The 3,082-nt window shown below is 73.0% G+C and carries 2 protein-coding genes; one reads left to right on the top strand and one right to left on the bottom strand.

The genetic code is table 11. The annotated features are described in order from the left end of the window. The first annotated feature begins 35 nt into the window (after positions 1-35). Positions 36-2,015 (top strand): phosphocholine-specific phospholipase C, encoded by a 1,980-nt coding sequence (locus ABT085_RS45240; protein WP_502982989.1) that lies wholly within the window; start codon positions 36-38, stop codon positions 2,013-2,015. On the opposite strand, the gene ABT085_RS45235 is transcribed toward ABT085_RS45240, so the two are convergent. Further along, positions 2,005-3,030: a Gfo/Idh/MocA family protein gene (locus tag ABT085_RS45235; RefSeq protein ID WP_351622767.1), complete on the bottom strand. Its 1,026-nt coding sequence runs from the start codon at positions 3,028-3,030 to the stop codon at positions 2,005-2,007. The two genes, ABT085_RS45240 and ABT085_RS45235, sit on opposite strands and share 11 nt — an antisense overlap. Positions 3,031-3,082 lie beyond the last annotated feature (52 nt).

Below are 3,082 nucleotides of genomic sequence, written 5' to 3'. Positions count from 1 at the left end.
TCAGCTGAAGAGTTTTCGTGGGACTGGGCGCTTCCATGGCGGCGGGCATCGCGACCGGCACGGGCCCCCGGACGGCCGCCGCGGCCGGGGCGGCGGCCACCGGCACGATCTCGGACGTACGCCACGTGGTGATCCTCATGCAGGAGAACCGCAGCTTCGACCACTACTTCGGACGCCTGCGCGGAGTGCGCGGCTTCGACGACCGCAGCGGCATCACCCTGGCCGGCGGCCACGGCGTCTTCGACCAGCCGAACGGCTCCGGCCGCCAGTACCCGTGGCGGCTGAGCGCCACCCCCGCGGCCGGCGGCGTGGACGGCGAGACCCTCGCGCAGTGCAACGGGGAACTGCCGCACTCCTGGTCCTCGCAGCACGCGGCCTGGAACAAGGGCCGGATGGACAAGTGGGTCTCCGGCGTGGGCAACGTACGCTCCCTCGGCCACCTCGACCGCGCCGACATCCCCTTCCACTACGCGCTCGCCGACAACTACACCGTCTGCGACGCCTACTTCTGCTCCACGCTCAGCGCGACCGGCCCCAACCGCACCTATCTGTGGAGCGGCAAGGTCGACGCGGCCAGCTACGACGGCGGCGACGAGTCCGGGCTGACCTGGCAGAACTACGCCGAGGCACTCCAGGCCGCCGGGGTGACCTGGCGGGTCTACCAGAACGCCCGGGACAACTACGGGGACAACGGCTGCGCGTACTTCAAGAAGTTCGCCGCGGCCAGGGCGGGCGAACCGCTGTACGACCGGGGCATGTCCTCCGTGCCGAGCGCCACCGGCTCGACCCCCGACGACATCGCCGCCGCCATCAGGGCGGACGTGGTCGCGGGCACGCTGCCCCAGGTCTCCTGGGTGGTCCCCAACCAGGCCTTCTCCGAGCACCCGTACGCCCCGCCCGGCGACGGCGCCCACTTCGTCGACCTCGTCTACCGGGCACTGGCCGCGGATCCGGATGTCCTCGACTCCACCGTCCTGTTCCTCAACTACGACGAGAACGACGGCTTCTTCGACCATGTGCCGCCCCCGGCCCCGCCCGCCGGCACCGCCGGGGAGTTCCTCAACGGGGTCCCGTACGGATTCGGCTTCCGTGTCCCCATGATCGTGATCTCGCCCTGGACCCGCGGCGGCTGGGTCTCCTCCGAGGTCTTCGAGCACACCTCGGTCCTGCGCTTCCTGGAGGCCTGGACGACGGCCCTGGGCAAGCCCGCCGCCTGCCCCAACATCAGCGCCTGGCGCCGCAGGGTGAGCGGCGACCTCACCGGAGTGTTCGACTTCGCCGCCCCGGTCTACGGTGCGGTGGACCTGCCCGCCACGAGCGTCATCGGCTTCGCCACGTGCGGGCGGCTGCCCAACCCGGTGCCCACCACCAACGCGCCGCCCGCCCAGGAGCCCGGCACCAGGCCGGCCCGGGCGCTGCCCTACCAGCCCGGCGGCCGGCTCGACCGGCTGGAGTTCGGCGCGAGCGGCCGGATCCTCGCCTGGTTCACCATGGCCAACCAGGGCGCCCCCGCGACCCGGGCGGCGCACTTCTCGATCCACCCCAACGCCTACCGCGACACCACGCCCTGGCAGTACACGGTCGACGCTGGCGCCACCGCGACCGACTCCTTCAACATCGGCGCGGGATACGGCGACGGCAAGTACGACCTGACCATGCTCGGCCCCAACCGCTTCCTGCGCCGGTTCCAGGGGGACGCGACCAAGGCCGGCAAGTCGGCGGAGGTGAGCGCGCGTTACGCCGTGGAGTCCGGCACGGGCCGCGAGGCCCTCTGGCTGCGGATGACCAACTCGGCCGCCACCGCGGTCACGTTCACCATCACCGCGAACCACTACCGCGGCGACGGTCCGTGGACCTACCGGGTCGCGGCGGGCGGGTCCACGGAGGACTTTTTCAACGTGGTCGCCTACCAGAACGGCTGGTACGACCTCACGGTCACCGTCGACTCCGACACCACCTGGTCGCGCCGGTTCACCGGACACCTGGAGACCGGCGCCCCCAGCGTCAGCGGCTGACGTCCCCGTACAGGTCCGGGCGCGGGGCCAGCTCGACGGCCACCCGGCCGCCGCTCTCCAGCGCCCGGACCCCGGCCTCGGCGACGACGGAGGCGGCGTAGCCGTCCCAGACGCTCGCCCCGGTGACCCGGCCCCGCCGGGTCGCGTCGACCCAGGCCTGCACCTCACGGTCGTAGGCGTCCGCGAACCGCACGAGGTAGTCGTCCGGGACCTCCCGGCTCGCGGCGCCCGCCGTCGTCACGGCCATGGCGTGCTCCTCGCCGATGCGGGCGCTGCCCTCCTCGCAGACCGCCTCGCAGCGCACCTGGTAGCCGAAGCCGCAGTTGACGAAGACCTCCACGTCCACCAGCGCGCCCCCGGCCGTCTCGAAGAGCACGAACTGCGGGTCCAGCAGGCCCTCGGGGGCACCCGAGGCGGGCCGGGGCCGGAACACGCTCACCGCGGTCAGCTCCTGGTCCAGCAGCCAGCGGGCCGCGTCGATCTCGTGCGACACGGAACTGTCGATCAGCATGGCGCTGGTGAAGCCGGGCGGCGAGGAGACGTTGCGGTGGGTGCAGTGCAGCATCAGCGGCCGCCCCAGCCGCCCGCTGTCCAGCAGGGACTTCAGCCGCCGGTACTCGGCGTCGTAGCGGCGCATGAACCCGACCTGGGCTAGCCGGCGGCCCAGCCGTGCCTCCGCCTCGACCACCCGCAGCGCTCCCGCGGACCCGGGCACCATCGGCTTCTCGCACAGCACCGGCAGACCGCGGGCGAAGGCCGCCAGCAGGGCCTCCTCGTGGGCCGGACCCGGCGAAGCGATCAGTACGGCGTCGACGCCCGGCGCCGAGAGCGCGGCCTCCGCCTCGGTGTGCACGGCGACGCCGTCGAGTCCGGCGACCGCCTCCTTGGCCCGTCCCGCGTCGGGATCGGCGACGGCGGCCACCCGCGCGCCGCTCACCACGTGAGCGAGACGTCGTATGTGGTCGGCCCCCATGTGGCCGGCTCCCAGAACAGCTACCCCCAGCAGGTCGGACACGTCTCCCAGGCTCCTTTCCGGGGCCCGCGGCGGGCAGCGGTGCTGCCCGGGC

The sequence above is a fragment of the Streptomyces sp. NPDC002265 genome (genome assembly GCF_040296125.1).
GTDB lineage: Bacteria > Actinomycetota > Actinomycetes > Streptomycetales > Streptomycetaceae > Streptomyces.
Note: the sequence above shows the minus strand (reverse complement) of the source record. Positions and strands in the feature narration are given on the sequence as shown.

Bases quoted from the DNA above. Each gene is read 5' to 3' on its own strand.
- ABT085_RS45240 (WP_502982989.1), top strand. From the start codon at position 36: ATGGCGGCGGGCATCGCGACCGGCACGGGCCCCCGGACGGCCGCCGCG.